General features: G+C 76.3%; 25 protein-coding genes. 11 read left to right on the top strand and 14 right to left on the bottom strand.

Translation table 11 applies throughout. From position 1 onward, the window contains the following. The first annotated feature begins 171 nt into the window (after positions 1 to 171). Positions 172 to 879 carry a VTT domain-containing protein gene (locus BJP59_RS00415; protein WP_137280052.1) on the top strand — a complete coding sequence of 236 codons (708 nt, stop codon included), beginning with the start codon at positions 172 to 174 and terminating at the stop codon, positions 877 to 879. A gap of 1 nt (position 880) precedes the next feature. Beyond that, on the top strand, positions 881 to 1,654 hold the full coding sequence (locus BJP59_RS00410) for an HAD-IIA family hydrolase (protein ID WP_021482670.1): 774 nt from the start codon (positions 881 to 883) through the stop codon (positions 1,652 to 1,654). Between the two features lie 105 nt (positions 1,655 to 1,759). On the opposite strand, the gene BJP59_RS00405 is transcribed toward BJP59_RS00410, so the two are convergent. The 7 genes from BJP59_RS00405 to BJP59_RS00375 all read right to left on the bottom strand — a co-directional run bounded on the left by BJP59_RS00405 (position 1,760) and on the right by BJP59_RS00375 (position 11,581). Beyond that, complete coding sequence (locus tag BJP59_RS00405; protein ID WP_194521868.1) at positions 1,760 to 6,178, bottom strand: HtaA domain-containing protein; 4,419 nt, start codon at positions 6,176 to 6,178, stop codon at positions 1,760 to 1,762. A gap of 231 nt (positions 6,179 to 6,409) precedes the next feature. After that, complete coding sequence (pyrE, locus tag BJP59_RS00400; protein WP_021483023.1) at positions 6,410 to 6,997, bottom strand: orotate phosphoribosyltransferase; 588 nt, start codon at positions 6,995 to 6,997, stop codon at positions 6,410 to 6,412. Positions 6,998 to 7,027: 30 nt separating this feature from the next. Next, positions 7,028 to 7,792, bottom strand: a complete 765-nt coding sequence (locus tag BJP59_RS00395; RefSeq protein ID WP_061267145.1) for an SDR family NAD(P)-dependent oxidoreductase — start codon at positions 7,790 to 7,792, stop codon at positions 7,028 to 7,030. A 58-nt stretch (positions 7,793 to 7,850) separates the two neighbouring features. Then, positions 7,851 to 8,249 (bottom strand): universal stress protein, encoded by a 399-nt coding sequence (locus tag BJP59_RS00390; RefSeq protein WP_061267146.1) that lies wholly within the window; start codon positions 8,247 to 8,249, stop codon positions 7,851 to 7,853. After that, positions 8,249 to 9,808 carry a tripartite tricarboxylate transporter permease gene (locus BJP59_RS00385; RefSeq protein WP_043653871.1) on the bottom strand — a complete coding sequence of 520 codons (1,560 nt, stop codon included), beginning with the start codon at positions 9,806 to 9,808 and terminating at the stop codon, positions 8,249 to 8,251. Before BJP59_RS00385 ends, BJP59_RS00390 begins: the two co-directional genes overlap by 1 nt. Further along, positions 9,801 to 10,514, bottom strand: a complete 714-nt coding sequence (locus BJP59_RS00380) for a tripartite tricarboxylate transporter TctB family protein (RefSeq protein WP_194521867.1) — start codon at positions 10,512 to 10,514, stop codon at positions 9,801 to 9,803. Before BJP59_RS00380 ends, BJP59_RS00385 begins: the two co-directional genes overlap by 8 nt. Beyond that, positions 10,511 to 11,581 carry a Bug family tripartite tricarboxylate transporter substrate binding protein gene (locus BJP59_RS00375; protein ID WP_194521866.1) on the bottom strand — a complete coding sequence of 357 codons (1,071 nt, stop codon included), beginning with the start codon at positions 11,579 to 11,581 and terminating at the stop codon, positions 10,511 to 10,513. Before BJP59_RS00375 ends, BJP59_RS00380 begins: the two co-directional genes overlap by 4 nt. Positions 11,582 to 11,764: 183 nt before the next feature. Here BJP59_RS00375 and BJP59_RS00370 point away from each other — a divergent pair, with 183 nt between their 5' ends. The 5 genes from BJP59_RS00370 (at position 11,765) to BJP59_RS00350 (ending at position 16,601) form a co-directional block, all read left to right on the top strand. Further along, on the top strand, positions 11,765 to 13,459 hold the full coding sequence (locus BJP59_RS00370; protein WP_228485203.1) for a sensor histidine kinase: 1,695 nt from the start codon (positions 11,765 to 11,767) through the stop codon (positions 13,457 to 13,459). Then, complete coding sequence (locus BJP59_RS00365; protein WP_228485202.1) at positions 13,456 to 14,196, top strand: response regulator; 741 nt, start codon at positions 13,456 to 13,458, stop codon at positions 14,194 to 14,196. The genes BJP59_RS00370 and BJP59_RS00365 overlap by 4 nt, the downstream gene beginning before the upstream one ends. A gap of 59 nt (positions 14,197 to 14,255) precedes the next feature. Then, positions 14,256 to 15,041: an exodeoxyribonuclease III gene (locus BJP59_RS00360; RefSeq protein ID WP_194521865.1), complete on the top strand. Its 786-nt coding sequence runs from the start codon at positions 14,256 to 14,258 to the stop codon at positions 15,039 to 15,041. Between the two features lie 76 nt (positions 15,042 to 15,117). Next, complete coding sequence (locus BJP59_RS00355; protein ID WP_194521864.1) at positions 15,118 to 15,768, top strand: DUF4190 domain-containing protein; 651 nt, start codon at positions 15,118 to 15,120, stop codon at positions 15,766 to 15,768. Between the two features lie 170 nt (positions 15,769 to 15,938). Beyond that, entirely contained in the window at positions 15,939 to 16,601 is a 663-nt protein-coding gene (locus tag BJP59_RS00350; protein ID WP_194521863.1) for a DUF4190 domain-containing protein, read from the top strand. A gap of 21 nt (positions 16,602 to 16,622) precedes the next feature. Here the strand turns inward: BJP59_RS00350 and BJP59_RS00345 are convergent, their stop codons facing one another. Continuing rightward, positions 16,623 to 17,294: a TetR/AcrR family transcriptional regulator gene (locus tag BJP59_RS00345; protein ID WP_194521862.1), complete on the bottom strand. Its 672-nt coding sequence runs from the start codon at positions 17,292 to 17,294 to the stop codon at positions 16,623 to 16,625. Between the two features lie 88 nt (positions 17,295 to 17,382). Then, complete coding sequence (locus BJP59_RS00340) at positions 17,383 to 18,192, bottom strand: peptidoglycan-binding domain-containing protein (protein ID WP_194521861.1); 810 nt, start codon at positions 18,190 to 18,192, stop codon at positions 17,383 to 17,385. A gap of 292 nt (positions 18,193 to 18,484) precedes the next feature. Here BJP59_RS00340 and BJP59_RS00335 point away from each other — a divergent pair, with 292 nt between their 5' ends. From BJP59_RS00335 to BJP59_RS00320, 4 genes are all read left to right on the top strand, one after another. Further along, the gene (locus BJP59_RS00335) at positions 18,485 to 19,198 is read left to right on the top strand and encodes an ABC transporter ATP-binding protein (protein ID WP_076403655.1); all 714 of its coding nucleotides are present in this window, start codon (positions 18,485 to 18,487) and stop codon (positions 19,196 to 19,198) included. After that, a complete protein-coding gene (locus tag BJP59_RS00330) occupies positions 19,198 to 20,091 on the top strand; it encodes a hypothetical protein (protein WP_194521860.1) in 894 nt (297 codons plus the stop codon). Before BJP59_RS00335 ends, BJP59_RS00330 begins: the two co-directional genes overlap by 1 nt. 144 nt (positions 20,092 to 20,235) lie before the next feature. Continuing rightward, positions 20,236 to 21,543 (top strand): sensor histidine kinase, encoded by a 1,308-nt coding sequence (locus tag BJP59_RS00325; RefSeq protein WP_194521859.1) that lies wholly within the window; start codon positions 20,236 to 20,238, stop codon positions 21,541 to 21,543. Continuing rightward, positions 21,540 to 22,199: a response regulator gene (locus BJP59_RS00320; RefSeq protein WP_085386651.1), complete on the top strand. Its 660-nt coding sequence runs from the start codon at positions 21,540 to 21,542 to the stop codon at positions 22,197 to 22,199. The genes BJP59_RS00325 and BJP59_RS00320 overlap by 4 nt, the downstream gene beginning before the upstream one ends. 2 nt (positions 22,200 to 22,201) lie before the next feature. Here BJP59_RS00320 and BJP59_RS00315 read toward each other — a convergent pair whose 3' ends face one another. The 5 genes from BJP59_RS00315 to BJP59_RS00295 all read right to left on the bottom strand — a co-directional run bounded on the left by BJP59_RS00315 (position 22,202) and on the right by BJP59_RS00295 (position 26,713). Then, positions 22,202 to 22,930, bottom strand: a complete 729-nt coding sequence (locus BJP59_RS00315) for a YqjF family protein (protein ID WP_194521858.1) — start codon at positions 22,928 to 22,930, stop codon at positions 22,202 to 22,204. Positions 22,931 to 23,004: 74 nt separating this feature from the next. Further along, entirely contained in the window at positions 23,005 to 23,760 is a 756-nt protein-coding gene (locus BJP59_RS00310) for a UdgX family uracil-DNA binding protein (protein WP_194521857.1), read from the bottom strand. 62 nt (positions 23,761 to 23,822) lie between these two features. Beyond that, the gene (locus BJP59_RS00305; RefSeq protein WP_083711277.1) at positions 23,823 to 24,806 is read right to left on the bottom strand and encodes a diacylglycerol/lipid kinase family protein; all 984 of its coding nucleotides are present in this window, start codon (positions 24,804 to 24,806) and stop codon (positions 23,823 to 23,825) included. A 99-nt stretch (positions 24,807 to 24,905) separates the two neighbouring features. Continuing rightward, positions 24,906 to 26,075 carry a hypothetical protein gene (locus BJP59_RS00300; RefSeq protein ID WP_194521856.1) on the bottom strand — a complete coding sequence of 390 codons (1,170 nt, stop codon included), beginning with the start codon at positions 26,073 to 26,075 and terminating at the stop codon, positions 24,906 to 24,908. Next, the gene (locus BJP59_RS00295) at positions 26,072 to 26,713 is read right to left on the bottom strand and encodes an ATP-binding cassette domain-containing protein (protein ID WP_228485201.1); all 642 of its coding nucleotides are present in this window, start codon (positions 26,711 to 26,713) and stop codon (positions 26,072 to 26,074) included. Before BJP59_RS00295 ends, BJP59_RS00300 begins: the two co-directional genes overlap by 4 nt. Positions 26,714 to 26,729 lie beyond the last annotated feature (16 nt).

Below are 26,729 nucleotides of genomic sequence, written 5' to 3'. Positions count from 1 at the left end.
TCGCCGGACCTCCACGGCGGGTGCACGCCGACCGCCGGGCCGCGCTGCCCCGCCCGGCTACGCTGGTGACCCGTGAACACCCTCGCCGAGCTCGCCTCCGCCCTCCCGGGGGCCGCGCACGCCGCGGGCCTCGGCGCCGCCGGACCGGTCGCCGCCCTGGGCCCCGACTGGATGGACCCGATGACGCTCATCGAGCGCTTCGGCGACGCCGCGCTCGTCGGGATCGTCGTCGTCATCTTCATCGAGACGGGCCTGCTCTTCCCGATCCTCCCGGGCGACTCGCTGCTGTTCACCGCGGGCGCGCTCGTCGCGCAGGAGTCGCTGCAGATCAGCCTGCCCGTGCTGCTCGTCCTGCTGTTCGCCGCGGCGTTCCTCGGCGACCAGACGGCGTACCTCATCGGACGCACCGTCGGGCCCAAGGTGTTCGACCGGCCCGACTCCCGGTTCTTCAAGCGCAAGTACATCGACCAGACGAACGCCTACTTCGAGAAGTACGGCGGCCGGACGATCGTCATCGCGCGGTTCGTGCCCATCGTGCGCACGTACGCCCCCGTCGCGGCGGGCGTCGGCAAGATGCACTACCGGCACTTCGTCGGTTTCAACGCGCTCGGCGCGCTGCTCTGGGCCGTCGGCCTCACGTGGCTCGGCTACCTCCTGGGGAACATCACGTTCGTCAAGGAGAACATCGAGGCGCTCGTCCTCCTCATCGTCTTCCTGTCCGTGCTGCCCATGGTCGTCGAGGTCTGGCGCGGGCGGCGGGCGGAGAAGCGGGCGGCGGCGCTCGAGGCGCAGATCGCGGCCGACGCCCAGCAGAAGACCGGGGTCGCGGAGGACGCGACCGCCGTCGGCCAGGCCGACACGGACGGGAAGGACGCCTGACATGACCCGAGAGATCACGAGCTGGCTCACCGACATGGACGGCGTGCTCGTCCACGAGGGCCACGCGATCCCCGGCGCCCCGGAGTTCGTGCGCGCGCTGCGCGACAAGGGCCGGCCGTTCCTCATCCTCACGAACAACTCGATCTTCACGGCACGCGACCTGCGGGCGCGGCTCGCGACGTCGGGCATCGACGTGCCGGAGGAGTCGATCTGGACGTCGGCGCTCGCGACGGCGCAGTTCCTCACCGACCAGATCCCCCAGGGCAGCGCGTACGCCGTGGGCGAGGCCGGGCTGACGACCGCGCTCTACGAGGCCGGCTACACGCTCACCGAGTCCGACCCGGACTACGTGGTGCTCGGCGAGACGCGCACGTACTCGTTCGAGGCGATCACCAAGGCGATCCGCCTCGTGCTGGGCGGGTCGCGGTTCATCTGCACCAACCCCGACACGACCGGGCCCTCACAGGAGGGCCCGCTGCCCGCCACGGGCGCCGTCGCGGCGATGATCACCTCGGCGACGGGCCGCAAGCCGTACTTCGTCGGCAAGCCCAACCCGATGATGTTCCGCTCCGCGCTCAACCGCATCGACGCCCACTCCGAGACGACCGCGATGATCGGCGACCGGATGGACACCGACGTCGTCGCGGGCATCGAGGCGGGCCTGTACACCTACCTCGTCATGACGGGCTCCACGACGATGTCCGACGTCGACCGCTACCCGTTCCGGCCCAGCAAGGTCGTCGACTCCGTCGCGGACCTCGTCGACCTCGTCTGAGGCACGCCGGGCCGGTCCGGCCGGTCCAGCTCCCGCGGGCCCCGCACGCACGACGACGCCCGGTCACCGCGAGGTGACCGGGCGTCGTCGTGCCGGGGACCGGGGTCAGCCGGCCGCGGCCACCTCCACGCGACCTGCGCGACGGCGGCGCACCGCCAGGAGGGCCGCACCGGTGAGCAGCAGCGTCCCGGCCAGGAGCGCGAGGCTCCCGGCATCGGAGCCGGTGGTGGCGAGCGCCCCCGAGTAGGCGTCGCACTCGACGTCGCCGCCGACCGGGAAGCTCACCGTCACCGGCGAGAGCGCGGTCCCGGCCTCGTAGAACCCGGCGAACGCCTTCGCTCCGGCGGCCGTGAGGGTCGCGGGGACGCCGCTCCACGTGATCGTGGAGCCCGACGTCGCCTTCTTCCCCGACAGGTCCAGGCTCGCGAACGCGACGCCGGTCGACGAGGACTTGTTGCCCTCCATGTCGCTGCTCTGCACGTCGACCACGAGCGTGCCCGACGACCCGTCCACGACCACCCGCGGGTTGCTGATCCGCAGGTCGAGGATGCCCTCGTGCCCGGAGAACGACACCGACCCGCCGAAGCTCGCGCGGCCCTTGCCGAGGTCCGTGTTGAACGAGCCCTTGCCGCCGCTCCACGTGAACGCCGAGCCGCCGTCCCGCACGCCGTCCGTCGAGACCGAGCCCTTCGCGATCGGGCCGGTGACGTACGACCGGAACCGGTCGCTCACGCCCCACGAGAGGGTCGCGCCGTTGACGCCCTGCGCGAAGCACTGCTCCGCCGCGCCGCCCGACCCGGTGCCGGTGCCGGTCGTGCCGGCGCCCACGATCGTGATGGGCGCGGACGCGGTGTGGTCCGCACCGACGAGGAGGAGCGTGTGCTCGCCCGGGGCGACGTCCTTCGGGATCGTCACGGTCGAGGTCGCGGCGCCGCCGGCGTTCGCGGTCGTGCCCGTCGCGAGCGTGCGCGGCGTCGAGCGGAGCTCCGTGCGGATGCCGGACTCGCGCGCACCGAACCCGACGCCGCTGATCGTCACCTCGTCGCCCGGGCGTGCCTGCGCCACCGAGAGCGTCGCCTTCGCCGGGTCCACGGACCCGCCGGTCGAGCCGTCGCCCGGGGCGCCGATGGTGCCGCCGCCCCCGGGCGCGGTCGCCTTCGCGCCGACCGTGAACGTCACGGGGTCGAGCGCCGTCCCGGCCGGGTAGAAGCCGACGAACGCGAGCGAGCCGTCCGCCGTGAGCGTCGCGGTCGCGTCCCGGAACGTCACGGCCCCGTCCGCGCCCGTCGTCGGCGTGCCGAGCGCGAGCGTCGCGACGGCGACGCCCGTGCGGTCGAACGTCGAGCCGTCCAGCCCCGTGGAGCGCGCGTCCACGAGCAGGCGACCCGTGCCCGGGCCGGTGACCTCGACCACCGGGTTCGACAGGGTGAGGTCGAGCGCGCCCGCGTGGCCGGTGAAGCGGACCGTCCCGGCGTACCGGACCGTCCCCCGGCCGCTCGCCGCGGTCCACGTGCCGCCGTCGGCCTGGCCGAAGCGGAAGACGCCGTCGACGACGCTCGCGCCGCTCGTCGCCGTCGCGCCGCCCTTCGCGACCGGGCCCACGATGTAGCTGCGGAACGACTCCTTGACGCCCCACGTGAGGCTGCCGGCCGTCGTCGGCGCCGGGGTCACCGGCGTGGCGGTCACCGCGACCGTCACCGGCGCGGACGTCGAGCCGCGGTAGGCGGTGGTGTCCGTGGGGACGAAGGTCGCGCTCAGGGCGTGCGACCCGACGGCGAGCGGAGCCGTCCGGAACGTCGCGACACCGTCCGTGACGGTCGCGGTGCCCAGGGTCGTGCCGCCCTCGACGAACCGGACCGTGCCGGCGGCCTTCGGCGCGACCGTCGCGGTGAGCGTCACCGCCGTGCCCTCGACGACCGACGTCGCCGACGACGCGAGCGTCGTCGTGGTCGCCTTCGCCTCGCCGCCGGGGACCGGGGCGGTCACGGTCAGCGTGGTGCTGCCGGTGAGGCCGAGCTCCGACGTGACGACCACGGGGACGGGCCCGGCGGCGGTGTCGGCGGGGACCGTGAGCACGAGCGTCGCGCCGTCGCGGGAGTACGACGCCGGGGTGCCACCGAGCGTCACGGCCTTGACCGCGTCGTCCGCAGCGAGGCCGCGCACGGTGACGCGGACCGTCGAGCCGGCCTCCACCGTGGTGGACGCGGGCGTGACGGTGAGCGTGCCCGGTGCGTCGTACGCGACCGGGACGAAGAGCTCCTGCGCGGCGTTGCTCACGCCGCCCGCGCCGTAGGTGGCGACGCCGTAGCGACCGCCCTCGAGCGCGGCGGGGTTCTTCACGACGAGACGCGCCTCGAACGTGCCGTCCGGCGTGATGTCCGCCCACTGCGCCCGGACCACCGACTGGTACTGCGCGGGGACCTGGTCGAGCACGGGCTCGGCGAGGGCCCACACCTGCGAGCCGACCTTGCGGGTCGACGCCGCGGCGCCCTCGGACGGGCGCCACTGCTCGGCGAAGCTCCCGAACACGACGTAGGTGCCCTGCGGGAGCGTCGCCGGGATCGGGACGCCGCGCCCGCCGACGTTCGCCGCCGGGTCGAAGCCGGTGCCCCGGACGACGATCGTGTCGCCCGCCGTGACCGGGGTGTCGCCGAGGGGCGTCGTGCCGTCCGCGGCGAGCACCGAGATCTCGGGCTCCCACACGGGCGCCTCGGGCTCCGTCGTGAACGCGACGGGCGCGTACAGCTCCTGCGCGGCGTTGACCGTGCCGCCCGCGGCGTACGTGTAGACGCCGTAGCGGCCGCCCTCGCGCTCGAGCTCGCTCGCGACGAGCTCGGCGGTGAACGTGCCGTCCGGCGCGAGCTCGGCCCACTGCCCGCGGATCGCGGACTGGTAGCGCGGGTCCACCTGGTCGAGCGCCGCGGACGAGAGGGCCCACCGCTGCGAGCCGGCCGTGCGCGCGCTCGACGGGGCACCCTCCGACGGGCGCCAGTCGGCCGCAAAGCTGCCGAAGACCACGTAGGTGCCGGCGGGGATGCCGCCGGAGATCGGCGGGCGGTTGCCCGCCGGCGCGACGTTCGCGGCCGGGTCGAAGCCCGAGCCCTTGACGACGATCCTGTCGTCCGGGCGGACGGGCGCGTCCCCGAGCGGCGTCGTGCCGTCGGCGGCGTAGAGGGTGATCCGCGGCTCCCAGACCGGCTCGGGCGTCGTGCCGCCCTGGACCGCGACGGGCGTGAACGTGTCGAGGCTGCGGTCGGTCGCCGAGAGGCCGTGCGCGGCGGACGTCGCCACCACGTACTGCTTCGCCGGGTCGAGCTTTCCGGCCGGGACGGTCAGCGTCGTCGTGAACGCGCCGTCGCGCACCTCCTGCGGCATGACCCAGCCCTGGGCGAGCCAGCCGTTCGCGACGAGGGGGCCGCTCCCGTCCCAGATCGAGGCGTCGCCGAGGAGCACGTACGCGCCGTTCGCGGCGCCCGCGCCGACGAACCCGGTCCCCTGGATCGTGAACGTGTTCTCCACCGCCGGGTCGACGGGCGTCGACGGCGACACCGTGACCGCGGGGTCGACGGCGGGCTCCGGCTCGGGCTCCGGCTCGGGCTCGGGCTCGGGCTCGGGCTCGGGCTCGGGCTCCGGGGCGGTCACCGTGTGCGCGACGGCCGCGGAGGCCGAGGCGACGAACGCGGCCGGGTCGGCGGGCGCGAAGGCGGCGCTCAGCTGGTGGCTGCCCGGGGCCAGGGCCGCGGTCTCGAGGCGCGCGACGCCGTCGGCCACGGGAGCGGTGCCGAGGGCGGTGCCGCCGTCGCGGAACTCGACCGTGCCCGCGGCGGCGGGCGCGACGGTCGCGGTGAGCGTCACGCTCGCCCCGGCCGCGGACGTGCCCGCGGGCGCTGCGGCGAGCGTGGTCGTCGTCGCCTGCGCGGGCGCCACGGGCTCGGGCGACACGACGCGGGCGGTCAGGGTCGACAGGGGCTTGCCCGCGTACGACGCGAAGTACGGCGAGACGTTCCCGAGCGTCCCGACGACGGTCCCGTCCGCCACGAACGTGACCTCGTCACCGGCCCGCGTCGCGGACACCGTGACGTCGGCGACCTTCACGTCGTCCCCCGCGCCGGGGTTCACCGTGCCCGCGAAGTCCGCGTAGACCGCGCCCGTGGTCGGGCCGGTGAGGTCGAGCCGCACGTCGGAGATCGTCACGTCGAGCGCGCCGTGGTGGCCCTCGTACCGGGTCGAGCCGCCGAGACGGACGGAGCCCGTCCCGGACGCGGCGTCGTAGCTGCCGGACGCGGGGCCGTAGTACGCCTGGCCGCCCTGGAGCGGCGGGGTGATCGTGCCCTGGGCGATGCCGCCCGTGACGTACGACGTCCACGAGTCGACGAAGTTCCAGGTGGCCGACCCGCCGGTCACGTCGGCCGCGGCCGCCTGGGCCGGGGCGCCGGTGCCGGCGACGGTGAGGCCGGCGGCGAGCGCCGCGGCGAGGAACGAGGCGAGGGCGCGTCGGACGCGTCTCGACGATGAAGTGCGCACAAGGTCTCCCGTGCTGGTCCGGGCGAGGTCCCGGCGGGGAGCGGGACCGAGAAGGGAGCGTGCTCACGCTCCGCCGAGACGGACCATATAAGGGTCGCCTCACCAAAGCAAGGTAAGCCTGACCTATCGAGATGTGACGCGCGCCTCCTCCCTCCACGACGACGCCCCGCGGCCCAGGAGGCCGCGGGGCGGTGCGCCGCGTCGAGCGGCGGGAGACGGAGCGGGAGGGGCTCAGGCGAGGCCGAGGTCCTCCAGGCTGAACAGGTAGTGGTACGGCACGCCGAGCGCCTCGATCTTCGCGCCCGCACCCGTGGCACGGTCGACGATCGTCGCGACGCCCGCGACCTCGCCCCCGGCCGCGCGCACGGCCTCGATCGCCGTGATCGGCGAGCCGCCCGTCGTCGTGGTGTCCTCGACCACGACGACGCGCCGGCCCGCGACGTCGGGGCCCTCGATCTGGCGCTGCATCCCGTGCGCCTTCGCCGCCTTGCGCACCACGAACGCGTCGAGGTCCTGGCCGCGGGACGCGGCGGCGTGCAGGAGGGCGGTCGCGATGGGGTCGGCACCCAGCGTCAGGCCGCCGACGGCGTCGATCTCGGCCGTGCCGAGCCCCTGCTCCTCGAGGAGGTCCAGGAGCTGGTGGCCGATGAGCGGCGCCGCGCGGTGGTGCAGCGTCACGCGGCGCAGGTCCACGTAGTAGTCCGCCTCCTTGCCCGAGGAGAGCGTCACGCGGCCGTGCACGACGGCGAGCTCACGGATGAGGCCGAGCAGCTGCTCGCGGGGGGTCGAGGCGAGCGTCGAGGCGGGGTCGGTAGTCACGACCGCCAGGGTATCGGGCCCGCCCCGTGCCTAGCGGTACTTGCCGATCGCGCGGACGGCGGAGCGCGGCATCGCGCGCAGGGCCGCCGACGCGACCCGGTACCGCACCGACGGCGTGGAGATGACGACGCCCCGCCGCACGTCCGCGAGCGCCTCGGCGACGACCCGGTCGGCGTCGAGCCACGCGAGGTCGGGGAGCACGGACTTGTCGATGCCCGCGCGGTCGTGGAACTCGGTGTGCGTGAAGCCGGGGCACAGCACGGTCGCGGTGACGCCCGTGCCGTGCAGCTCGACGGCGAGCCCCTCCGTGAAGGACCGCACCCACGCCTTCGCCGCCGCGTACGTGCCGCCCGCGGTGAGGGCCGCGACCGACGCGACGTTGAGGATCGCGCCGCGCCCGCGCTCCGTCATCTGGCCCGCCGCAGCGTGCGACAGCACCATGACGGCGCGGACCATGACGTCGAGCGCCTCGAGCTCGACGTCGAGGTCGCCCCCGACGAAGTGCTGGTGCGTCGCGAAGCCCGCGTTGTTGACGAGCAGGCCGACCGGGCGCTCGTCCGGGCCGCCGGTCGTGGCGAGGCGCTCCGCGACGCGCGCGACGTCGTCGGGCACGGAGAGGTCGGCGCGCAGCACCTGGACGCGCACCCCGGCCGCGGCGCGGATCTGCCGTGCGGTCTCCTCGAGGCGCGCCTCGTCGCGCGCCACGAGGACGAGGTCGTGCCGCGCCGTGGCGAGCTGCCACGCGAACTCCAAACCCAGGCCGGCGCTCGCGCCGGTGATGAGTGCTGTCGCCATGGTCACAGCCTACGGGCGCCCGGGTGACCCGGGCGCCCGCAGGCGGGGTGGAGTCGCGTCACCGGGCCGGCGGCTTCACGGCGAGCACGGGGCACGCGGCGCCCAGCAGGATCTGCTGGGCGGTGGAGCCGAGCACGAGCTTGCCCACGGGGGTGCGGTGCCGCACCCCCACGACGACGAGGTCGGCGTCGACCTCGGCCGCGACGCCGAGCACGACCTCCGCGGGCAGCGCGGAGGACTGCAGGTGCCGCACCTCGTGCTCGACGCCCGCCTCCTCGAGGATCGTGCCGACCTCGACGAGCTGGTCGTGGTCGGCCCAGCGGGGGTCGACGAGCCGGTCGCCGCGCGTCGTGTTGACCACGACGACGCCGGCACCGAGCAGGACGGCCGCCCGGGCCGCGGCCCGCGTCGCGGCGGTCCCGAGCTCGCCGGGCGCGTAGGCGAGGACGACGGTCATCAGCGCACCTCCTGGTCCTGGGCCTCGACGCGGACGTCCTCCGCGAGCGCCGCGAGCTCGGCGCCGGTGCGGCGCTCGCGCCGGCGCAGCCAGAGGCCCGCGAGGACCACGACGGCGACGAGGGCGTAGGCCGTCGCGGCGAACGGGCTGGTGACGAGGGTCGTCAGGTCGCCCTGGCTGATGGCGAGCGAGCGGCGCAGGCGGTCCTCGGCCATGGGGCCGAGGATCATGCCGACGACCATGGGCGCGACGGGGTAGCCGTAGCGCCGCATGAAGAACCCGATCGCGCCGATGACGAGCAGGATGAGCACGTCGACCGGGGAGAAGTTCAGCGCGTACGAGCCGAGCGCGCCGAACAGGAGGATGCCCGCGTAGAGGTAGTGCCGCGGGATCTGGAGCACCTTCACCCACATGCCCACGAGGGGCAGGTTGAGCACGATGAGCATGAGGTTGCCCACGTAGAGGCTCGCGACGAGCGCCCACACGAGCGCGGACTGGCTCTCGAAGAGCAGCGGGCCCGGCTGGATGCCGTACGACTGGAACGCGACGATGATGATCGCGGCGGTCGCCGTCGTCGGGAGGCCGAGCGTGAGGAGCGGCACGAGGACGCCGGACGCCGCGGCGTTGTTCGCCGCCTCCGGGCCCGCGACTCCCTCGATCGCGCCCTTGCCGAACTCGTCCTTGTGCTTCCCGGCGGACCTGCGCTCGGCGGCGTACGACAGGAAGGTCGCGACGTCGGCGCCGCCCGCCGGGATGGTGCCGACGGGGAACCCGATCGCCGTCCCGCGCAGCCACGGCTTCCACGAGCGCCGCCAGTCCTCGCGCTTCATCCAGGAACGCCACCCCTTCTCGACGGGGATGACGTGCACGGGACCGTGCCGCAGGCGCGACCCGACGTACAGCGCCTCGCCCACCGCGAAGAGGCCGACGGCGACGATGACGACGTCGATCCCGTCGGCGAGCGTCGGGACGCCGAACGTGAACCGCTGCTGGCCGGTGAGCGTGTCGGTGCCCATGAGCCCGAGGAACAGGCCGAGCGACAGGGACGCCATGCCGCGCGGCACCGACGACCCGAGCAGGGCGCCGACGGTCACGAACGCGACGACCATGAGCGCGAAGTAGTCGGGCTCGCCGAGCTGCACGGCCCAGCGCGCGACGTACGGCGCGACGAACGTCAGGGCGACGGTCGCGATGGTGCCCGCGACGAACGAGCCGATCGCGGCGGTCGCGAGCGCCGCCGCCCCTCGGCCCATGCGGGCCATCCTGTTGCCCTCGAGCGCCGTGACGATCGACGACGACTCGCCGGGCGTGTTGAGCAGGATCGACGTCGTCGACCCGCCGTACATGCCGCCGTAGTAGATGCCGGCGAACACGATGATGGCGGCCGTCGCGTCGAGCGAGTACGTGAGCGGCAGGAGCAGCGCGATCGTCATCGCGGGGCCGATGCCGGGGAGCACTCCGACCGCGGTCCCGACGAACACGCCGAACAGCGCGTAGAGCAGGTAGACGGGCTGGACGACGGTCGCGAACCCGTCGAGCAGCGCGGTGAGGTTATCCACGGAACCAGGTCACCCCCTCCAGGAGCGGGCCGGGCGGGAGCGACAGCCCCAGCACGCCCCCGAACAGGACCTGGATCACCAGGGCCAGGACGAGGCCGAGCACGGCGGCGCGCCACCACGGGCGGGCGCCGAGGACGATCGCGGCCCCGGCGAACAGGAGCGTCGCGGCGAGCGGCCACCCGACGAGGTTGATCGCGTAGACGTGCACGAACAGGACCGCGCCGAGCAGGCCGACGGTCAGCCAGTCGGTGCGGGCGTCGGGGTCGACGTCCTCGCCGTCCTCCTCCTGGCCGCCGTGCCCCCGCCAGACGGCGACGAGCAGCACGAGGCCGGTGGCGAGCAGCATCGCGCCCACGAGGTAGGGGAACGCTCGGGGACCGAGCGTGTTCGCCGAGCCGGGCACGACGATCGTCCCGGCGTCGAGGAGCACGAACACCCCGAGGGCGGCGGTGACGCCGGCGACGACGAGCTCGCCGGGTCGCCGCCGGGGACCCGCGGCGGGGGTGGCGCCTGCGGGGTCCCCGGCGGCCTGGCCGTCGGCGGGGTCGCCGACGGCCGTCGCCGGCGCCGGCCCGGGGCGGGGCTCGGCGTCGGACGGTCCTGGCTCGGGAGCCGCGGCGGACGACCCCGCGGACGGAGCCTCCGACGACCCCGGCTCGCGCGACGCGTCGGGTGGCGCGTCGCGCGAGGCGCGACGCCTCGTCACGGCGTGACCAGGCCGACGTCGGTGAGCGTCATCTGGATGTCGGCGATGTTCTCCGTGAGGAAGCCGTCGAACTCCTCGCCCACGAGGAACGCGTCGTCCCAGCCCTTCTCCTCGAGCGTCGCCTGCCACTCGTCGGACGCGACCATCTCGCTGACGAGCAGCTCGAGGGCGCGGCGGTCCTCGTCGGAGAGGTCGCCCGGCGCGACGACGCCGCGCCAGTTCGTGAGCTCGACGTCGTACCCGGCCTCGGTCATGGTCGGCACGTCGGGCAGCAGGTCCGTGCGCTCGGCGCCCGAGACCGCGAGCGCCCGGACGGTCCCGGCCTTGACCTGCTCCGCGTACTCGCCGACGCCCGAGATCCCGGCGCTGACCTTGTTGCCGAGCAGCGCGGCGAGCGACTCGCCGCCGCCCGAGTAGGCGACGTAGTTGAGGAGCCCGCCCACCTCCGCCGACGGCACGTCGGCCGCCTGGAGGAGCATCCCCGCGAGGATGTGGTCGGCCCCGCCGGCGGAACCGCCGGTGATGGAGACGGACTTGCCGTTCGCCACGACGTCGTCGACGAGGTCCTCGAGCGTCTGGTACGGCGACGACGCGGGCACGACGACGACGAGGGGCTCCTCGGTGAGGCGCGCGATCGGGGTGGTGTCCTCGATGCGGGCCTGCGACTCGTTGGTCTCGACCGCGCCGACCATGACGAGGCCCATGACGAGCAGCGTGTGGGGGTCGGTGGTGTTGGCGAGCGACGCGAGGCCGACCGTGCCGCCGGCGCCGCCGACGTTCGTGACGGTCGCGGTGCGCACGAGCCCGGAACCCTGGAGGTCCTGCTGCATCGCGCGGCCGGTCTGGTCCCAGCCCCCGCCGGGGTCGGCCGGGACGACGATCGCGAGCTCGTCGACGGACGCGGCGGCCTCGCCGGACGCGTCGCCGGAGCCGCCCGTCGTGGGGGCGCCGGGCTCGAGGCCCGAGCACGCGGCGAGACCGAGGACGAGTCCTGCGGCGAGCGTCGCGGTGAGAGCGTGCCGCGGGCTGACGGTGTGCCCGGAGCGCGGGCGGACGACGGATCGCATGTCTCCTCCTTGAGCGGGACCCGCAACGGCGCGGGCCTCACGACCTGATCCGGGGAGCCTAGGAGCGCGGGGCGGCGCGGCGAGGGCTGCGGTCGTACTGGACGTTGTGGTCGATCCGGTGGTTGCGGTCGTTGTGGTCACGACCGAGGCCCGGGTGCGGCGGACCTGGGGCACACTGGTGCGGTGGGTCGAGCAGTGTCGCTCCGGGTGCAGCTCCTCGTGCTGCAGGTCGCCATCGTGCTCCTGGTCGTGGCGTCGGCGGGGGCCGTCGCCTCGACCCTGCAGCACCGCCAGCTCCGCGACGCCTACCTCGACCGCATGACCGCGGTCGCGTTCTCCGTCGCGCGCCTGCCCGCGATCATCGACGCGTTCGACGACGACGACCCCGCCGCGACGATCCAGCCGATCGCGGAGGTCATCCGCGAGGCCTCCGACGTCACGTACGTCGTCGTCACGGACGACGAGGGCGTGCGGTACTCCCACCCGGACCCGACCCGCATCGGCGAGAGGGTCTCGACGGACCCGTCGGTCCCGCTCTCCGGCGAGGTGTGGACGGGCACGCAGACCGGCACGCTGGGCGAGTCGTGGCGCGTCAAGGTCCCGGTGTTCGGGCCCGAGGGGGACGTCGTCGGCACGGCGAGCGTCGGCATCCTCGAGTCCGACCTGGCCGACGACCTCGCCGACGACCTCGGGTGGCTGCTCGCGGCCCTCAGCGTCGCGGCGGCCCTCGGGGTCGTGTGCGCGGCGTTCGTCACGCGTGCCGTGCGCCGCCGCATCTTCCGGCTCGAGCCCGAGGAGATCGGCCGGCTGCTCGAGACGCGCGACGCGATGCTCCACGGCATCTCCGAGGGCGTCGTCGCGCTCGACCGCGACGGCGCGGTCGTGCTCGTCAACGACGAGGCGCAGCGCCTCCTCGGGATCGCGGCGGCCGACGCCGTCGGGCGGCCCGCGCACGACGTCCTCGACCCGCAGCTCCTCGCGCTCGTGCCCGACGCCGCGGGGCCCGCCGACGACGCCGACGCGCCCGCCGCCGGGCCCGAGGAGGGCGGCGCGCTCGTCCTCGCGGGCGAGCGCGTGCTGCTCGCGCGCGCCGACCGGGCCCGCGTCGACGGGCGCGCCGTCGGGACCGTGCTGCTCCTGCGCGACCACACCGAGCTGCACGCGCTCCTGCGCGACCTGGACGGCGCGCGCGGCCTCACCGACGCGCTGCGCGCGCAGTCCCACGAGTTCGCCAACAAGCTCCACGTCGTCTCGGGCCTGCTGGAGCTCGGGCAGGCCGACGAGGCCGTGGCGTTCATCGAGCGCGCCGGCCACGGCGGGCTGCTCACCGCGTCGGGCGTCGCGCCCGGCGTCCACTCCCCCGAGGTCGCGGCGCTGCTCCTGGTCAAGGCCACGACGACGCGCGAGCGCGGCTCGCGCCTCGAGGTGTCGCCGTCCGCGCACCTCGCCGCGCCCGCGGGGCCCGACGACGCCGCCCTGCACGGCGACGCCCTCACCGTGCTCGGCAACCTCGTGGACAACGCGGTCGACGCCGTCGGGCCCGGGGGCCGCGTCCGCGTGCTCGTGACCGACCGCGCGCCCGACGGCACCGGCCCGACGCCGGGCGACCGGGTGGTCGTCGTCGTCGAGGACGACGGGCCCGGCATCCCCGCGGGCTCGCGCGCCGACGTCTTCGCCGCCGGGTACACCACGAAGGCGGGCCCGCACGGGCGCGGGATCGGCCTCGCCCTCGTGCGGCGCGTCGCCGCGCGGCGCGGCGGGACGGTCGAGGTGACGACCTCCGTGCTCGGCGGGGCGCGCGTCGCGGTGGCCCTCCCCGCGCAGCCCGTCGACGCCGCCGCGGGTGCCCGGGCCCGGACGCCGGAGACGGCGTCGTGACCCCCGCCGGCCGCTCCCCCGCCCCCACCGGCGCGCCCACGGCGCCGCCGGGCGACCGGCTGCGCGTCCTCGTCGTCGAGGACGACCCGACGATCGCGCGCCTGCACCGCGGCTTCGTCGAGTCGCACCCGCGCTTCGTCGTCGTGGGCGAGGCGCGCACGGCGGCCGAGGCGCTGCGCGCGTTCGCCGTGCTCGACCCGGACGTCGTGCTGCTCGACATCTACCTGCCGGACGCGACCGGGCTGCACGTGCTGCGCCAGATCCGGCGCCGGCCGTCCCCGCCCGTGGACGTCGTCGCGACGACCGCCGCGCGCGAGCTGGAGAGCGTCCGCCAGGCCATGGCGGGCGGCGTGCAGCACTACCTCGTCAAGCCGTTCACGGCCGCGGCGCTGCGCGGCCGGCTCGACGAGGTCGCCCGGCTGCGCGACTCGCTGCGCACCGCGGGCGACGAGCTCGACCAGGACGCCGTCGACCGCCTCGTGCGGCGCGGGACGCCGGAGGCCGCGGCGCTGCCGAAGGGGCTGTCCGAGCGCAGCCTGCGGCTCGTCGTCGAGGCGCTCGCGGCCGCGTGCGCCGACGCGGGCGACGCGTCGGCGGGCGAGGTCGCCGCGCGGACCGGGATGTCGCGCGTGAGCGCGCGCCGCTACCTCGAGCACCTCGTCGCGACCGGGCGCGCCGACGTCGCACCCCGGTACGGCGCGGCCGGGCGGCCGGAGAACGGCTACCGGCCCGCCTGACCGTCGGGGCCGCTGCGGGTCGCTGCGGGTCGCGCCCGCGACGCCGTACGGTGGGGCCCGTGCGCCTCGCGACCTGGAACATCAACTCCGTCCGTGCCCGCGTCGACCGCGCGGTCGCGTTCCTCGAGCGGACGGGGACCGACGTCCTCGCGCTCCAGGAGACCAAGTGCACGGACGCGCAGTTCCCCGTCGCGCCGTTCGAGGCGGCCGGGTACGAGGTCGCGCACGTCGGCGTGAACCAGTGGAACGGCGTCGCCGTCGTCTCGCGCGTGGGCCTCGACGACGTCGAGACCTCGTTCCCCGGCCAGCCCGCGTTCGGCGACAAGGTCGAGGCGCGCGCGCTCGGCGCGACGTGCGGGGGCGTGCGCGTGTGGAGCCTGTACGTGCCGCACGGGCGCGAGGTCGGCGACCCGCACTACGCCTACAAGCTGCGCTGGCTCGACGAGCTGCGCGCGCAGGCCGCGGGCTGGCTCGCCGCCGACCCGGCGGCGCAGGTCGCGCTCGTCGGGGACTGGAACGTCGCGCCGCTCGACACCGACGTGTGGGACGTCGCGTACTTCGCCGGGAAGACGCACGTCACCCCCGCCGAGCGGGACGCCTTCGCCGCGTTCGGCGCCGCCGGGTACACCGAGGCCACGCGCGAGGCGATCCCCGCCGAGCGCACCTACACCTACTGGGACTACCAGCGGCTGCGGTTCCCGCGGAACGAGGGCATGCGCATCGACTTCGCGTACCTGTCGCCCGCCGCCCGCGCGCGCGTCACGGGCGTGACGATCGACCGCGACGAGCGCAAGGGCAAGGGCGCGTCGGACCACGTGCCGGTCGTCGTCGACCTGGCGGGCTGACCTCCGGGGCGTCCGCCGTCGGTTCGGGCCGCGGGTCCGGGCCGGGCGGGGCGCGTCCCCTCGCTACGGTGTGTCCATGACGACGCCACCCGTCCCTCCGTACGGGTCCCCCGACGAGCCCGCCGACCCGTACGCCCCGCGGCGTCCGCACCAGCCGCCGCTCACGCCGTACCACCCGCCCACCGAGGACGCCCCCGCCGCGCCGGACGACGGCGGGTTCGTCGCGCCGTCGGGCGCCGGAGGCGGGTACGGGAGCACGCCGGGCGGCGGGAGCGGGTACGGGAGCACGTCGGGCGCCGGCGCCCCGTACGGCGCGCCGGCCGCGCCCGCCGGGTCGCCCTACGGCCCCGGCTCCCCCTACGCCCCCGGGGCGGCGCCGTCGTACGGCGGGACGCCCGGGTACGCGGCGCCGCCCGGACCCGCGGCGTACCCGGCGCCCGGCTACGGGGGCTACCCGCCGCCGTACGGCGCGCCCTACGCGCCCCCGCCACGGACGAACGGGCTCGCGCTCGCGTCCATGATCGTGTCGATCGCGAGCCTCGTGCTCTGCGCGGGCTTCCCCGGCCTCGTCGGCCTCGTGCTGGGCATCGTGGCGCTCAACCAGGTCATGCGCGACGGCACGCGCGGGCGCGGTTTCGCGGTGACCGGGATCGTCGTCGGCGCGGTGGGCACGGCGTTCGCGATGCTCGTGGTCCTCGCCGGGACGCTCGGGGACTCGGCACCGTGAGCGACGACGACCTCTTTGCCCCGCCCGGCGGCAGCACGTCCGGACCCTCGGGAGGCCCGCCCGTCCCGCCTCCCGCGGCAGCGCCCGGGGCCTCGGAGCCTCGCGCCGCGGACGCCGGCGCGCCCCGGTCCGGCCCGACGCCGCACGACCCCTCGGGTGCGGCGGCACCCGTGCCGCCGCCCGGGCCCGGCGACCGGCCCGGCTTCGCCCCCGAGACGTACTACGCACCCGGGTGGCAGCCCGCGGCGCCCGGCGTCGAGCCGCTCGCCGTCGCGAGCGTGCCGGCGGGCGTGGTGCTCGGACCGGTCGGGGTCGGCCTCGGCGCCGCGGCCCTGTCGCGCGTCCGCTCCCGCGGCACCCGCGGACGCGGCCTGGCCGTGACCGGGATGGTGCTCGGCGCCGTCGCGACGCTCGGATGGGTGGTGGGCGGGATCGCCTGGTGGCAGGGCGAGCAGGCGCGCACGCCGCTCGCGGGCGACGTGGACGCGCCCCGCACGGTGAGCGCGGTGCAGCTCGTGCTGGGGACGTGCCTCGACGAGCTCCCGCCCGACGGCGAGGTGACGCGCGTGCGCGCCGTCCCGTGCGCGGACGAGCACCGGGCGCAGGTCGTCGGCCGCACCGATCTGGGCGCGGACGAGGTCTGGCCCGGCCAGGACGCCGTGGACCGCCGGGTGGCGCGCGTGTGCACGCCCGAGACCCTCGGTCCGGATGCCCCGGAGGACGTGCGGCTCGTGGTGTGGGCACCGACCGAGGCGTCCTGGCGCGGCGGCGACCGCACGGGGCTGTGCCTGGCGAGCAGCGAGGCCCCGCTCCCGGCGGACCTGATCGGCTGACGTCCCGGGCGGACCGCGCCGTCAGCGTTCGGCGTCGGACAGCACGAGGCGCAGGTACGCGCGCAGGTCCGCGGCCATGTCCACGCGTTCGGGCCGCGGGCGGTCGAGGGACAGCAGCCACTGGACCTGCAGACCGTCCATGAGCGCGACGAGCTGGCGGGCCGCGACGTCCGGCTCGACGCCGTCGCGCAGGCCGCCCGCCCGGGCGCGGCGGGAGAGCTGCTCGCCGATGCGCGCGACCGTGGACTCGTAGCGCTCGACGAAGTACGCGTGCGCCGGGTGGTCGGGCGACGTCGCCTCGGCCGCGAGCGCCGTGAACAGCTCGACGATCGGCCGGCGCAGGGCGTTGCGCTCGACGAGCCGCACCAGCGCGTCGAAGAAGTCGGTCCCGCGCGCGAGGTCCTCCTCGAGGTCGGCGCGGTCGACGGTCTCCCGGTGGTCGAGCACCGCCTCGAGGAGCGCCGCCTTCGTCGGGAAGTGGTGGAGCAGCCCGGGGTGGGACATGCCCACGCGGGACGCGAGCTCGCGCAGCGACGCGGCGTGGAAGCCGACCTCGCCGAAGAGCACGACGGCCGCCTGGAGGATCTCCTCGCGCTTGGCGCGCCCCTTCGCGTATCCGCGGGCGGGGTCGGGCGCCGCGGCGCGGCGGGAGCCCGTAGGGTCCTGCCCGGCGCCGATGGCCGCGCTCGTCATGGCACTGCTCCGTCCGTCGTCCGACGAGGGCACACCCTACCGACCGCGGTGCGGCCCGGCGGGGTGCCCGCGCCCGGGCGGAGGAGGTTCAGGGTGCGGGGGCGAGCGTCGGGGCGGGCTCGTCGGCGCTCGACGACGGCCCGGGCACCGCGACCGACGGCCGGTCGGTGGAGGGCGTCGGCGCGAGCTCGGCCGGGGGCGTCGGGCCAGGTCCGGTGGGGTCCTCGACGTCGGGCGGCGCGGCGCGCAGGGCCTCGGCGGTCGCCGCGGTGACGGTGCCGTCGGGCGTGAGGCCGTGCGCCTTCTGGAACGACCGCAGCGCGGTGCGCGTGGCGTCGTCCATCGTCCCCGTGACGGCGACGTCGGCACCGTGCACGCGGAGCCGCTCCTGGACCCACGAGACGGACGCCGTGCCGGGGTCGGTCGTCGGGGAGGGCGTGGGGGTGGGCGCGGTCGGCGCCGGGGTCGGCTCGGACGCGGTGGGAGCGGGCGCGGGCTCGGTGGTGGGCGAGGGCGCGCCGGGCGCGGCCTGCTCTCCCGGGCCGCTCGCGGACGGGCGCGGGGACGGGGCCGGGCGCGCGTCGTCGGACGTGCCGTCCGCCGCGTCGGGCGGAGGGATGCGGGTCACCTCGGGGCGGGGGGTGTCGGGGCGCGGCGTGACCGCGGGGACCGCGTCCTCGCCGTTCGCGCCGCCCTCGGCGGAGACCCCGCCGACGACGACCGCCTCGCCACCGCCCGTCGCGGCACCGACCATGCCCGCGACGGCGACGACGAGCGTCACCGCCCCGGCGCCGGCGGCGACCGTGACCCACGGCGTGGCGGTGCGGCGCGCGGGCCGCTGGAGGGGGGCGGTGCGGTCCCGCTCGGCGGGTCCGGACCGGTCGTGGCGTCGGCGCACGTCGCCTCCTTCCGGGGCTGTCGAGGGGGCGGACGGCGCGACACGCTGCCCGCCGGGGCGGTCGGGTGGACGTCCACCCTGCCCCATCCCGGCTCGTGTGTCACGCCCGACGCCCTCACCTGCGGCGATACCCGCCACGGCTCCCCCGGTCCAGCGGGGCGGCGCCGCGCCTCCCACGGAGGTCGCAACGCAGGTTCCGCCCTGCGCCGCAAGACCCGGCGGGGGCCCGCGCGACAGCCTGGTGGGGCACCGCACGGGAGGCCCGTGCGGGACGCACGAGGGAGGGACCGGCATGACCACCATCCACGTCTCCGGGCTGCGCAAGGCGTACGGGGCGTTCGACGCCGTGCACGACGTGACGTTCACCGCCGCGCCGGGCCGCGTCGTCGGGCTGCTCGGCCCGAACGGCGCCGGCAAGACGACCACGCTCCACGTCCTGCTCGGCCTCGCGGCCCCGACCGCGGGCACCGCGACGTTCGACGGCCGCGCGTTCGCGGACCTGACGCACCCGGCCCGCACCGTCGGCGCGCTGCTCGACGCGGGCGGCCTGCACCCGGGACGCACGGGGCGCGACCACCTGCGCGTGCTCGCGTCCGCCGGCCGGATCCCGGCGCGCCGCGTCGACGAGGTGCTCGCGCTCGTCGGCATGACGCCCGCCGCGGACCGCCGCGTGCGGACGTACTCGCTGGGGATGCGGCAGCGCGTCGGGATCGCGGCCGCGCTGCTCGGCGACCCGGAGGTCCTCGTCCTCGACGAGCCCGCGAACGGTCTCGACCCCGCCGGGATGCGCTGGCTGCGCGACCTCGTCCGCGCGTTCGCCGACGACGGCGGCACCGTGCTCCTCGCGAGCCACGTGCTGTCCGAGGTGCGGCAGGTCGCGGACGACCTCGTCGTCGTCGGGCAGGGGCGCGTCGTCGCGGAGGGGCCGCTCGACGAGCTGCTGCACGGGGAGTCCCTCGAGGACTTCTACCTCGACCTGACCGCCACGACCGAAGGGGTGCGCTGATGTACCGCGCCGAGATGCTCAAGCTCCGCACGACCCGCGCGACGTGGGTCGTCGCGGCCGTCGCCGTCGCCGGGATGCTCGTCGTCCAGGCCTTCACCCTGCTGCTCCCCACGATCCTGCGCAGCGCCGACGCGGCCGGCGGCGGCACGACCGTCGGGCTCCAGGCGCCGCCCGAGATGGTGGCCGAGCTCGCGCCGGACCTCGGTGCGCTCGCCGACGTCTCGCAGCCCGCGTTCCAGCGCTCGATGCTCGACCTCCTCGGCACCGGCCTCGGCGGCTCCGGCTCCGTCGGCGTCGCGACCGTGTGCATGCTCCTGCTCGGGGTGCTCGCCGTGACGACCGACTTCCGCACGGGCGGCATCGTGCCCACGGCGCTCGTCCAGCCGTCGCGGCTGCGCATCCTCGGCGCGAAGGCGGGCGCGACGGCGACCGTCGCGCTCGGCGTCGGCGTCGTCCTCGCCCTCCTGGGCGCCCTGGGCCTGCTCGTCGCGATCCTCACGACGCCGGGCGCGGGCCTCGCGCTCGGCCCCGGGGACGTCCTCGGCGTCTGGGCCCGCGGGCTCGCGGTGCTCGTCCTGCTCGCGTGGCTCGGGCTCGGCATCGGCACCCTCGTGCGCGGCCAGGTCGCGGGCGTCGTCACGGTCGCCGCGCTCGCGCTCGCCGAGCCGATCGTCCGCGGCGCGGTGACGCTCCTGTCCGGCGGCGACTCGGCCGCGGCCGAGTGGCTCCCGCTCGGGCTGGGCGCGCTCGCGTCGACCGGCGGGTCCGCCGCGACGCTCCTCGGCGGCGCGGCCCCGCTCGGCGCGCTCGCCGCCCTCGCCGGGCTCGCGGCGTGGGCCGCGCTCCTGCTCGGCGGGGGCGCCGTGAGCCTGCGCCGGCGCGACCTCGTCTGACCACAGCCCGTCCGGCTCCCGACGCGACGACCCGTCGTCCACAGGCCGGGAGCCGCACGGCGCCGTCGGCCCGCCCGCCCCGTAGGGTGGGCGGGCCCGACGGCGCACCCCGTCCCCGCACCCGTCGCCCGTTGGAGGAGGACCGTGACCGAGACCCTGCGCCGCGCGCTCGACCGGGTCGGCGTCCGCACCGACACCGGCCGCGACGCCGTGCTGGCCGGTGTCGTCGCCCTCGCGACCGTCGCGCTGTTCCTCGGCATCGAGCGCGTCCTCGCGACAGAGGTCGGCGCCACGTTCGGCGCGGGCCCGGGCGAGAGCGTGATCGGCCCGGGCGTGCGCGCGACCGTGCTCACGCTCGTCGTCGGCCAGGCCGCGGCGCTCGTGCTCCGCCGTCGGGCACCGCTGGTCTGCCTCGCGCTGACCGTCGTCGCGCAGGTGGCGATCACCGCCCTCCTGCCGCCGTACGTCGGGTTCCAGGCCCCGGCCACGCTCGTCGCCGCCTACTCCGCCGGGGCCTACGCGCCCCGCCGCGCGCGCCTCGGGGCGCCGGCGCTCGCGGCGCTCGCGCAGGTCCTGCTCGTCTTCGCGCTCGGCGGGTTCGGTGTCCCCGCCGGGGCCGGGCCCGCGCAGCACGCGCTCCAGGTGGGCGGCGCGCTGCTCTCGGCGGTGCTCACGTTCGTGGGCGCGGCGCTCGTCGGCTCGTACGTCGCGACGCGGCGCGAGCTCGTCGCCGAGCTGCGCGACCGCGTGGTGCGCGCCGAGCGCGAGCGCGAGGCGCTCGCCGCGCAGGCGGTGCTCGAGGAGCGTGCCCGCATGGCGCGCGAGCTGCACGACGTCGCGGCCCACCACCTCTCGGGCATCGTCGTGCAGGCGTCCGCGGCGGAACGGCTCGTCGACGCCGACCCGGAGCGCGCCAAGGAGTCGGTGCGCTGGATCCGGTCGCAGGGCCGCGAGACCCTCGACGACCTGCGCCTCGTGGTCGGCATCCTGCGCGGGCGCGACGACGAGGGCGACGAGCGCGAGGCCCCGCAGCCGACGCTCGCCGACCTCCCCGCGCTCCTCGAGACGGCCCGCGCGGCGGGCACGACGGTCACCGTCGAGACCGAGGGCGAGCCCTGGGAGCCCACGCCCACCGCGCAGATCGCCGTCTACCGCGTGCTGCAGGAGGCGCTCGCGAACGCGCGGCGGCACGCACCCGGGCGACCGGTCGCGGTGCGGATCGCGTGGAGCCCGGCGGCCGTCGTCGTGACCGTGCGCAACCCCGCCGGTCGCGCCGCTCCCCCGCAGGACGCGCGACCGGGCCACGGCCTCGTCGGGATGCGCGAGCGCGCGGCCGTGCTCGGCGGCACGCTCGACGCGCGGCGCACGCCCGACGGCGCGTGGCTCGTCCGGCTGACCGTCCCCCGCGCCCCCGCGCGCGACCCTCGCACCCCCGCCCAGGAGGCCTCGTGACACGCGTCGTGCTGGTGGACGACCAGGCCGTCGTCCGCGCCGGTTTCACCGTCATCCTCGAGAGCGAGGGCCTGGAGGTCGTCGGCGAGGCGTCGAACGGCGCGGACGCCGTGCGGGTCGCGCGCCGCGAGCGCCCCGACGTCGTGTGCATGGACGTGCGCATGCCCGGCGGCGACGGCATCACGGCGACGCGCGCGCTCGCCGGGCCCGACGTCACGGACCCGGTGCCCGTCCTCGTGGTGAGCACGTTCGACCTCGACGACTACGTGTTCGGGGCGCTGGAGGCGGGGGCGAGCGGGTTCCTGCTCAAGGACGCGGAGCCGGAGGTGCTCGTGGACGCCGTCCGCCGCGTCGCGTCGGGCGACGGCCTCGTGGACCAGTCGCTCACGCGCCGCGTGCTCGGCGAGTTCGCGCGGCGTCGTGCCCCGGTGTCGCGGGACGACGACGCGGCCGCGCTCCTCACGCCGCGCGAGCTCGACATCGTGGCGCTGCTGTGCCGGGGGTCGTCGAACGCGGAGATCGCGACGGCGCTGTTCCTCGAGCCGAGCACCGTGAAGTCCCACCTGAGCCGGGCCATGACGAAGACGGGCGCGCGCGACCGCGTGCAGCTCGTCGTGTGGGCGTTCCGGCACGGGATCGTCGACCCGGCCGCCTGACCTCAGCGCACGGGCCGCGGGGCCGCGAACCGGGCGTGCACCGGCGCGGCGACGTGCACGAGCGGCGAGTCGGCGGGCGGCAGCCCGAGGCGGTCGAGCAGGTCGGTGTCGAGGACGTCGAGGGTGCCGCGCCGCAGGGTCCACGGCTCGTGCACCACGGGGAAACGCCACAGCCGCCCGGCCCGCGCGCCGTACGCGGACCACCGTGCCGTGAGCCACCGCACGAGGCCCGAGGACGCGTCCACCTCCTCGTGCGCGCGCACCTCGGCGTGCAGGGAGAGGTCGCGCAGCCCCGGGTGCTCGTGCGGCACGCGCAGGGGCCCGCGGCCGTCGGACCAGAACCGGTAGCGCACCGCGGACGGCGCCCCGGCCCGGTCGCCGCGCGCGTGCACCGCCGCGCGGGCCGGGTGGTACGGGACGCCGGCCGCGCGTGTCGCGGCGACGAACGCGCGCGACGTCGCCCACAGGCCGAGGAACCACACGCCCTCGGCGCCCGCACGGTCGCGCACGTACACGCGGACGTTGAGCTCGGGGAACGCCGACCACGCGCCCAGCGGCGGCAGCGGCGGGACGCGGACGCCCGCCATGCGGAACGGGACCACCCCGAGCCACGTCGTCCCGCCCGCCTCCTGCACGGTGAGGCCGGGCGGGAGCCACCCCTGCACGACGGCCGGGTCGACGGGCCAGTGCAGGAACGTCAGGGCCTCCCAGCGCTGGGCGTTCACCACCACCCGCGGTGCCGGGTGCGGCGACGCACCGTGCGGCGGCGTGCCCGGCCCCGCACCGGGCGGGGCCGGGTGGGCGCTCACCGCGTTCCCGCCGCGTCGGCCGCGTCGGCCGCGAGGCGGAGGTCGTCGACGAGCGCGGCGAACGCCGCCTCGCGCTCGGCGCGGTCGCGTACGCGCAGCAGCGCGGACGGGTGGGTGGTGAGGACGACGCGCGGCGCGTCCGTCGGCCGGGGCAGGCGGGCGCCGTCGGACGGCTCGGAGCGCCCACCGTCGCCGGGCGCGCCCGGGGAGAACGGCGACGCCGGCTCCGCGTCGCCGAGGTCGAGGACCCGTCCCCGCTCGGCGGTCACGCGCACGGGCCGCCCCAGGACGGCGCGCCCCGCGGTCGCGCCCATCGCGACGACGACGCGCGGCCCCACGGCGGCGACCTCGGCGGTGAGCCACGGCAGGCACGCGCGGACGTGCGCGACGTCCGGGCTCTTGTGCAGGCGGCGCCCGCCGCGCTGCTCGAACCGGAAGTGCTTGACGGCGTTCGTCAGGTACACGTCGTCGGCCGCGAGCCCGGCCGCGTCGAGGGCGTCGTCGAGGAGGCGCCCGGCCGGGCCCACGAACGGCTCGCCCTCGCGGTCCTCGTGGTCGCCGGGCTGCTCGCCGACGAGGGCGAGCCGCGCGTCGTGCGGCCCGCGCGAGAACACGACCTGCGTCGCGTCCGCCCAGAGCTCGCACCCGTGGCAGTCGTGCGCCGCCCGGTCGAGCGCCTCGACGTCGTGCACGGCGCGGCCGCGGGGCAGCCACTCCTGCGCGCCGGGACGCTCGGGCGGTCGTGGGCTCATGGCCCTACGGTGCTCCCGCGCGCCCGCCCTCGCACGAGGTCGGCGCACCGGTCAGAACAGGCTCAGCGGTTGCCGGGAGCGCCGCGCGTGAGGTCCTCGGACTCCTCGGGGTGGTAGACGCACACGTGCAGGGCGTCCGGCCGCACGCTGACGTCGAGGCGCTCGTCCGGATCGATGACGTCGCCGTCGAGCTGGCGGGGCTGCGGCCGGTCGGACACGACGGACACCTCACGCCCCCGCACGACCTCGCGGCTCGGCACCCGGCTCTTGCCGCGCACCACGCCCCACAGGAGCTGGACCCAGTGCTTGAGGTTCCGGGGCGCGAAGATCGCGACCTCGAGCTGGCCGTTGTCGGGTTCCGCGTCCGGGAGGAGGTTCGTCCCGGCCTGGAGCCGCCCGACGTTCCCGATGACCACGGTGCGTGCCCGGCGCCGACGCGTCCGCCCGTCGACGGTGACCTCGACGTGCATCTCGTCGTCGGCCAGGTGCTTGAGCGCGGAGAAGACGTACGCGATCGAGCCCGCGCGGGCCTTGAGCGCCGTCGGCGCGTCCTGCATCATCGCGGCGTCGAGGCCCATGCCGGCCATGATCGCGAACGTCTGCCCGTCGGCCACCCCGACGTCGATCGTGCGCCGGCCGCCGCGCAGCACGAGCCGGATGCCCTCCTCGGCGTCCGACGGGACCCCGAGGTTGGCGGCGAGCAGGTTCCCCGTGCCGCCCGGCAGGATCGCCAGCGCGGCGTCGGTGCCCGCGAGCCCCTCGACGACGGCGCGGACCGTGCCGTCCCCGCCGCTCACGAAGACCACCTCGGCGCCGTCCTCGACGGCCTGGCGCGCCTGGCCCGTCCCCGGGTCCTCGGCCGTCGTCTCGAGCCACGCGGGCTCGGGCCACCCGGCGTCCGTGAGGCGCGCGACGATGAGCTCGCGCAGCGCGTCGAGCCCCTCGACGCGGTTCGGGTTGACGATGACCGCGGAGCGGCGCGGGACGTCGTCGGGCCGCCGCTGCGCGGAGGTGGTCGCGGAAGAGGTCGTCTCGTCGGTCGGCACGGACCGAGTATGTCCTGGCGGCGCGCTGTCCGCCCGGGCTCCGGCCGAGACTGCTCGATGACGAGCGGGAGCAGGGGCGGTGGGACGGGCTGCGGCCGCCTAGCGCTCCTTGAAGTAGCGGAAGAGGTGTTTCTCTCGCGTGGTGAGGACGGCGGTCTGGGCGCCGAGGAAGGTGCCGACCGCGCCGGCGGCCAGGGACCGAGCGCCCGTGGCCCAGGTCTCGATGCCAGGGTCAGGGTTGTCCCAGGCGGCGACCCACCACAGGGTGGTAGCGGCGATCATGGTCGCGGCGATGGCCCAGGCGAGCGTTTCGAGCAGAACCTGCCAAGCGAGGGCGGGTCGTGGGACGCGGGCGTGCAGGGCGGCGGCGAGCTCGAGGCGACGGGAGCGGATCGCGGTGTAGCCCAAGGCGATCCCGACGGCGAGCGCGGCGACCGGGGCGTGCCGGGTCAGGCGCTCGGCGAGCAGGGCCGGCGCGTCGTAGCTGGTGCCGAGGCGAGCGTTGAGCTGGCCCTGAGTGGGCCTGATCTCACCGGACGGATCGGGCACGAGAGCGGTGCGTAGGTAGGCGGCCGTGGTCGCATCGGCGGGCCAGATCTCGGCCCAGCACGCGTCGAAGGGCCCGGTGGCCGGTACCGGGGTGAGCAAGGTGTAGCCGAGGGTGCGGACCCGGCCGTCGTCGGGGTAGGAATAGACGCCCGCGACGACGGCCGTCCCCGTGCTGGTCGCGACCTGGTCGTCGGCGCGGATGCCGAGCGCGTCCGCGAGATCGCTCGCCAGCCACACGCCGGAGGCGGTCGTGGCCGACGGGTCGAGAACGCGCGCCAGGCCGGGAGTGATCTCGTAGGTGGAGAGTTCTGACCCCGGGAGGTTCAGAGCACGAACCGGCTCGCCCGCACGCAGTGCACCGGCGGCGCGCACCCCGGCGATCTGGGTCAGCGCCTCGCACCGCACCGCGTCCACGTGTTCGGGCGACTCGAGCACCTGCACGCTCGCACCGGCGTCGCGGAAGTCCTGCGCGCCGCGGACGACGTCGACCACCGCACGCACATCCACCGCGGCGAGCACGCCGACGGCGAGCAGCAGCACGACGGCGTACGGCGCCGCACGTGTGGTGCCGGTCAGGACGTTGCGCCACGCTTCGGACATCGTCGACCCGGCCCGCATCGACCGACGACGGCGCGGCGGGGTCTGGTCGGGTATACCAGCAGGCGTGGAGGCAGGCAGGGTCGTGGGCGGAGCCGTCGCTGCGGGCGGGGTGGTGCTCATCGCGCCCCTCCGGCCCGCTGCCCCGCGAGGCTGGACGTCTCCTCCTGGTAGTCCGCGAGGTCGACGATGCGCGTGCACGCGTCGCGCGTGTTCGGGTCGTGCGTCGCGACGACGACGATCGAGGACTGCTGCGCGATCCCCTCGAGGACACCGTTCACGGTCGCGGCGGTCGCGAGATCGAGCTGCGCGGTCGGTTCGTCCACGAGCAGCAGGTCCGGAGCGATCGCCACCGCACGTGCGAGCATGAGCCGCTGCGCCTCCCCGCCCGACAGCGCGCGGAAGGGCCGGCCCGCGACCGGCGCGAGCGCGAACCGGTCCAGGATTTCCAGCGCCTCGGTCTCCGCATCGCGGCGCCGGGCCCCCCGCGCCAGCAACGGCAGCACCACGTGGTCCAGGGCCGCGCGCCTTGCCACCCCGTGCGGATTCTGGAACACCCACCCCGTGTGATCGACCCCGACCCGCTCGATCGTGCCCGCCCGAGGCGTCACCCAGTCTGCGAGCAGGCTGAGCAACGTGGACTTGCCCGAGCCCGACGGGCCGACCAGCCCCACGACCTCCCCAGGTCGCAGCACCATGTCCAAGCCCGTGAACAGGGTGCCCGTCCCGTCGAACGCGTGTGACAACCCGGACGTGCGCACGTACTTGGCTCCCGGC

The organism is Cellulosimicrobium sp. JZ28 (genome assembly GCF_015327065.1).
Lineage (GTDB): Bacteria > Actinomycetota > Actinomycetes > Actinomycetales > Cellulomonadaceae > Cellulosimicrobium > Cellulosimicrobium funkei.
This window is presented reverse-complemented; position numbering and strand designations above follow the sequence as displayed.

What these genes read in the sequence shown, in the direction of transcription:
- BJP59_RS00335 (WP_076403655.1), top strand. Translation starts at nt 18,485, where the DNA reads ATGACCACCATCCACGTCTCCGGGCTGCGCAAGGCGTACGGGGCGTTC.
- BJP59_RS00345 (WP_194521862.1), bottom strand. Translation starts at nt 17,294, where the DNA reads ATGACGAGCGCGGCCATCGGCGCCGGGCAGGACCCTACGGGCTCCCGC.
- BJP59_RS00375 (WP_194521866.1), bottom strand. Translation starts at nt 11,581, where the DNA reads ATGCGATCCGTCGTCCGCCCGCGCTCCGGGCACACCGTCAGCCCGCGG.
- BJP59_RS00300 (WP_194521856.1), bottom strand. Translation starts at nt 26,075, where the DNA reads ATGAGCACCACCCCGCCCGCAGCGACGGCTCCGCCCACGACCCTGCCT.
- BJP59_RS00390 (WP_061267146.1), bottom strand. Translation starts at nt 8,249, where the DNA reads ATGACCGTCGTCCTCGCCTACGCGCCCGGCGAGCTCGGGACCGCCGCG.
- BJP59_RS00395 (WP_061267145.1), bottom strand. Translation starts at nt 7,792, where the DNA reads ATGGCGACAGCACTCATCACCGGCGCGAGCGCCGGCCTGGGTTTGGAG.
- BJP59_RS00415 (WP_137280052.1), top strand. Translation starts at nt 172, where the DNA reads ATGGACCCGATGACGCTCATCGAGCGCTTCGGCGACGCCGCGCTCGTC.
- BJP59_RS00355 (WP_194521864.1), top strand. Translation starts at nt 15,118, where the DNA reads ATGACGACGCCACCCGTCCCTCCGTACGGGTCCCCCGACGAGCCCGCC.
- BJP59_RS00410 (WP_021482670.1), top strand. Translation starts at nt 881, where the DNA reads ATGACCCGAGAGATCACGAGCTGGCTCACCGACATGGACGGCGTGCTC.
- BJP59_RS00330 (WP_194521860.1), top strand. Translation starts at nt 19,198, where the DNA reads ATGTACCGCGCCGAGATGCTCAAGCTCCGCACGACCCGCGCGACGTGG.
- BJP59_RS00310 (WP_194521857.1), bottom strand. Translation starts at nt 23,760, where the DNA reads ATGAGCCCACGACCGCCCGAGCGTCCCGGCGCGCAGGAGTGGCTGCCC.